Source organism: Phyllobacterium sp. P5_D12 (genome assembly GCF_054049495.1).
The window spans coordinates 1-5,158 of record NZ_JBFUMG010000317.1; the positions used below are offsets into that span (position 1 = coordinate 1).

A 5,158-nucleotide genomic window follows, 5' to 3' on the forward strand; every position below is an offset into this window, starting at 1 on the left:
ATATTAATCTGCAGCAGCCGTGCAGAGACCTGCGACACGAGCCTCTGACTGCGACATTCGGTCCTACAAACGATTTAAGTAGTGAATTGCGCTGCCTTCGGCGCCATTCGTTTTGGCTGAGCAAAACCATGACGTCAAAGACCAGCGAGCGGCTCAAGGCTGAGCCTTTCCCGTTCGTCGGAGTCAAGCCTGGCTTGGCTCGCCTTGCGGTCCAGAGCCCATGATCCAACAGCAACCAGGACGGCAATCACGGCGAGCGCCGATCCAACAAAAGGCAGGTTCTGATAAGACACGCCCCAAGTCAGCGCAGCCCCGCCAATCCAAGCGCCCGACGCATTGCCAACGTTGAACGCTCCCTGATTGAGCGTTGCCGCCAGATTTGGCGCTTCTTCAGCCGTCTCGACCACCCGCATTTGCAGCGGCGGAACGATGATGAAGGTCAGGACACCCCAAATGAAGATAACAACGATTGCAGCAATGGCGTTGCCGCTGACTTCGGCAAAAATTGCGTGGATGAACATGAGCGCGACGAGCGTACCAATGACAGTCGGCATAAGCTTCCAATCGGCAAGTTTTCCGCCGATGATGTTGCCAACCGTCATACCTGCGCCAAAGAGCAGGAGCACCCACGTAACCGCAGATGTCGAAATTCCTGAAACATCAGTCAGGATCGGCTTTATATAGGTGAACACGGCAAAGAGGCCTGCGGATGCCAATGCCGAAATAAGCATGGCCAGCCAGACCTGCAATTTCCCGAGCACCTTGATTTCACTTATAAAGCCCCCACCCTTCTGGTCTTCCTTGGTCGCGGGGACAAGTAGAACGATGGCTATTACAGCAGCAATACCGATCGCCACCACCGCGTAGAACGTTGCGCGCCAACCATAAATTTCCCCGAGCGCAGTTCCTGCCGGCACGCCGAGGATATTGGCAAGCGTCAAGCCTGCAAACATCAATGCGATAGCGCTGGCGCGCTTATGGCGGGGGACAAGATTTGCAGCCACCACTGAACCAATTCCGAAGAAGGCACCGTGGCCGAACGCGGTTACCACTCGTGCAATCATGAGCATCCAGTAATTGGGCGCAATCGCACAGAAGAGATTGCCGACGACAAACAGCATCGCCAATCCGATCAGCACTGATTTACGCGGCAGCGCTGCGGTGGCGATCGCGATGATCGGGGCTCCGATGACAACGCCGAGCGCGTATCCGGTAACCAGCAGGCCCGCACTTGGAATGGACACGCCGAGATCGGCCGCTACTTCCGGTAGCAAGCCCATGATCACGAACTCGGTTGTACCGATACAGAATGAGGCTATGGCAAGGGCAAGAATCGGTAGGGGCATGAGGCGACCGCGCGTCTGGAGGAGGAAGGATGCTGCATAGAGTTGAAATGTTTCACAAATGATTTTTGTGCAACGCAGCAATGCATTTACGCGGGTTCTAGCTGATCGGATATGAAATGCGTTTTAGTTTTGATCTTAGCAAAATCCTCATTCTTCAGATGGACACTCATGTTAATCTAACAGCCAGGTGCTCCATGACCCCTTACTTGCTACCATGCCTAGTGTCGTTCTGCCTGACGTATGTGTTGCTTTATCTCGTGAGCACATACGGCAATTCTCTGTCCGGCAAAAACGGCAAAAGGTGAACCATTATCGGCGCAAAAGTGCTGCGATCTTATGGTTTTGATCCGCAATATTCCATGAGTGCGCGCTTGTTCTGCAACTCTGCATTCATGATGCCTTCAAAGGCGCGGATGTGCCGATCAACTACCCTTTGCGGTAGCGATGTCTCTTCGAGCGATTGCTGATAGCTGCTATATACCAAACTCTTCGGAAACAGGTGATCGCCGCACATTTCGTACGAACCACGAGCCAGGGCAGCGTAAGCGATATAATCGGCATTCCTACGAGTGATGCCGTCTGCAACCATCTCCCGGATGTGAACTTCGAACTTTTCCTTAAACAGGATTTCAGCATAGCTTCCAGCATGAGCAACGCCGGAAAGGGCGACCAGCGCGCCAATTCCAAACACCGCATGTCGTACTTTAATAGTTGTTGCCATTGATCGCTCCCTTCCACTCAGGCCGAGCTCGCAGTGCGCCTGCCACATATAATATCACTGCATGGCAATTACATGGAAAAAACCGTCATCGGCGGAGAGACTGCCAGAGAGCTCGAAGCTTCTTTGGCCATCCCCTATTTGACCACACTTGTAGCCCTCATGCCTCGGGAGATGTATCGGGTCCTGGGTCGCCGCCAGCTGCTGCTACGGCCAGTCTGCGCAAATAGTGCTTCCAGCCCTTTTCGTGGCTGGCCCGTTCCTTCTCGTCTGGCAGTCCGCCATGGGTGAAGCGCACCAATGTTCCCCCGTCCTTCTGGATGAGGTCGATCTCAATCAGGCCTGATCCCGGAGGCACATTCTCGTGGTCTTCCCAACCGAAGCTATAGGCCAGACGGTGGACTGGTATCACTTCCGTGAAATGGCCGCGAGCAGTGTGAGTATCGTTCATGCTGAGGAGATAAATGCCGCCGGGATGCGGATCGACCGTCGCCTTGGTGCCCATCCAGCGCAGAATCTTGTCGGGATCGGTGAGGAAGGCGAAGACTGTTGCTTGCGGGGCTGCGATCTCAATCTCACTGTGAAACGTCTCGGTCATCGGCGATTCCTCCCGGTGCGGCTCGATGTCATTCCAGCTTTGGCGCAATGTAAGGCAATCGAGATTTCGCGCAAGAAACAAAAGCTCGTGACAGCTGCCTGACGTGGCTGCATGATGGCATTATGCAACTGCCGTCCGCTCTCTCCTTTCTAATTGACGAAGCGATTGACGTGCCTGACGGGGACGCCTTCCTGACAGCGCTCACCGCACGGCTCATAGCCGACGGTGTGCCGCTGTCCGGTGGTGCGCTCACCCAAGCCGCGCCGCATCCGGTCATTGAGCGGCGCACCTGGCTGTGGCGCGCCGATACAGGAAGAGTGATAGAAGCACTGGCTTTGGCGAGGCCTGTCGATCTCGAGCCTACCTATGTCGCTCGCAACTGGCTGGCCGGCATCGGCACTGGTGCCGTACAAGAGGATTTCGCCGACAGCCCCTCTGACGGCGCGGTGCTTGCCTGGACCGGAAGCCGGCCGTTCAGCGCGTCCGAATCAGAGCTGCTGCGTGAGGCTGCACGCTTTGCCGCTGCACCGCTTGCCTTGCTGGCCGCGCGTTCGACGCTAACCGCACTGCTAACGACCTACCTCGGCCGGCGCAGCGCGGCGCAGGTGCTGGCCGGCCGTTTGCGGCGCGAGCCCGGTGAGACTATATGGGCGGCCCTGCTTTTTGCCGACCTTCGCGGCTTCACCGAGTTGTCGGAGTCAACAGAGCCGCAGGAGGTAATCGCCGCTCTCGACGCCTGGTTCGACCGCATCGCCGGTGCCGTCCATGCCTTCGGCGGCGAAGTACTAAAATTCATCGGCGACGGCGTTCTGGCGATATTCCCGATCGGGGAGCGCGACGCTCCTGCTGCATGCGACGCGGCATTGCGCGCAGTCGCCGCTGCCTGCGCCGGAATGGACCACCTCCATCGGATTCGCGCTGCACAAGGCGCGCAGCCTCTGTCGTTCGGTATGGCGTTGCATCTCGGCGAGATGCTTTGGGGCAATATTGGAACTGCCGACCGGCTGGATTTCACAGCAATCGGCCCCGCCGTGAATCTCGTGAGCCGACTGGAGGGCCTGTGCCGGCCGCTCGGCCGCACAGTATTGCTCTCCGGCACCTTTGCGGCGGAAACGACGCAGTCACTGATCCCGCTCGGCGAGCAYAGGCTGCGCGGCATCGCTGCCCCGTGCGTGGTGTTTGCGCTGCAATAGTCAGCGGTCCCCAAAGGGAATTATCTACTTGAAATCACTGAGGGAAAAGTGGCGCGAGTGACGGGGCTCGAACCCGCGACCTCCGGCGTGACAGGCCGGCACTCTAACCAACTGAGCTACACCCGCGCACTTTCGTACCGCACTATTTGTACGGCGTGAGCGGTCGTTTAAGGGGTTCGCGGGGGTGTGTCAAGCACAACTGGAGAGGAAAGATGCGATTATGAAAAACTCATCCGACAAATCATAAAAGTGTCGCATCCCCTCTTGCCAATATCAGCGGAAACGCATAAACGCTCCGGAACRCACCCTTTGCGAAGGGCGATTAGCTCAGTTGGTAGAGCGCTTCGTTTACACCGAAGATGTCGGGAGTTCGAGTCTCTCATCGCCCACCATTCCCCCATCAATATACATTTTGATATCCAACGCGCAGGCTCGCCACCATAGGCATTGTGCCGCGTGCGCGCGTCGCGGACCGCGTCATTGGTACGAATGAAAAAGGCCGGGCAATTTCTTGCCCGGCCTTTTCCTTCAACGCTGTTTAATGAGCGATTTGAGCGCCCGCGTCATCCTCGACGACCGAAGACGGCACGTGGGCTGGCTCGGTCCATTCGATTGGCTCCGGCTGGCGTACCAATGCGTGCTTGAGCACATCGTTGGCGTGGCTGACCGGAATGATCTCAAGGCCGTTCTTCACGTTGTCCGGAATCTCCACCAGATCCTTGGCGTTCTCTTCCGGGATCAGAACYGTCTTGATGCCACCGCGCAGCGCGGCGAGCAGCTTCTCCTTCAGACCACCGATGGGCAACACCCTGCCCCGCAGCGTGATCTCGCCGGTCATGGCGATATCCTTGCGGACTGGAATGCCCGTCAGTATCGATACGATGGCTGTGACCATCGCAACGCCGGCTGATGGACCATCCTTCGGCGTCGCACCTTCCGGCACGTGCACGTGGATGTCGCGACGATCGAACAGTGGCGGCTCGACGCCGAAATCGATGGCACGCGAGCGGACATAGGATGCCGCTGCCGAGATCGATTCCTTCATCACGTCGCGCAGATTGCCTGTTACCGTCATGCGACCCTTACCGGGCATCRTGACACCTTCGATGGTCAGCAACTCGCCGCCCACTTCGGTCCAGGCGAGGCCCGTGACAACGCCAACCTGGTCTTCGCCATCGATCTGTCCAAATCGGAATTTCTCAACCCCGAGATATTCATCGATGTTTGCATCCGTAACCTTCACCGACTTCTTCTGAGTCTTCATGATTTCGGTGACGGCCTTGCGAGCCAGCTTCATCAATTC

Annotated in this window: 5 protein-coding genes and 2 tRNA genes; 2 read left to right on the forward strand and 5 right to left on the reverse strand. The window is 57.3% G+C overall.

Translation table 11 applies throughout. The annotated features are described in order from the left end of the window. Positions 1 to 134: 134 nt before the first annotated feature. From ACXJ5O_RS18150 to ACXJ5O_RS18160, 3 genes are all read right to left on the reverse strand, one after another. The gene (locus ACXJ5O_RS18150) at positions 135 to 1,346 is read right to left on the reverse strand and encodes an MFS transporter (protein WP_457301111.1); all 1,212 of its coding nucleotides are present in this window, start codon (positions 1,344 to 1,346) and stop codon (positions 135 to 137) included. A 334-nt stretch (positions 1,347 to 1,680) separates the two neighbouring features. Beyond that, the gene (locus ACXJ5O_RS18155; protein ID WP_457301112.1) at positions 1,681 to 2,067 is read right to left on the reverse strand and encodes a hypothetical protein; all 387 of its coding nucleotides are present in this window, start codon (positions 2,065 to 2,067) and stop codon (positions 1,681 to 1,683) included. Between the two features lie 157 nt (positions 2,068 to 2,224). After that, positions 2,225 to 2,662 carry an SRPBCC family protein gene (locus ACXJ5O_RS18160; protein ID WP_457301113.1) on the reverse strand — a complete coding sequence of 146 codons (438 nt, stop codon included), beginning with the start codon at positions 2,660 to 2,662 and terminating at the stop codon, positions 2,225 to 2,227. A 122-nt stretch (positions 2,663 to 2,784) separates the two neighbouring features. Between ACXJ5O_RS18160 and ACXJ5O_RS18165 the strand changes: the two genes are divergently transcribed. Then, positions 2,785 to 3,855, forward strand: coding sequence for an adenylate/guanylate cyclase domain-containing protein (locus ACXJ5O_RS18165; protein WP_457301114.1), 1,071 nt, complete (start codon positions 2,785 to 2,787; stop codon positions 3,853 to 3,855). Between the two features lie 49 nt (positions 3,856 to 3,904). Here ACXJ5O_RS18165 and ACXJ5O_RS18170 read toward each other — a convergent pair. Next, positions 3,905 to 3,981 (reverse strand) — tRNA-Asp (locus tag ACXJ5O_RS18170). Between the two features lie 190 nt (positions 3,982 to 4,171). On the opposite strand from ACXJ5O_RS18170, the gene ACXJ5O_RS18175 reads away from it, so the two are divergent. Beyond that, a tRNA-Val gene (locus ACXJ5O_RS18175) sits at positions 4,172 to 4,247 on the forward strand. Between the two features lie 146 nt (positions 4,248 to 4,393). Here the strand turns inward: ACXJ5O_RS18175 and ACXJ5O_RS18180 are convergent. Next, a partial coding sequence (locus ACXJ5O_RS18180) for a S16 family serine protease (RefSeq protein WP_457301115.1) occupies positions 4,394 to 5,158 on the reverse strand: 765 nt, incomplete at its 5' end.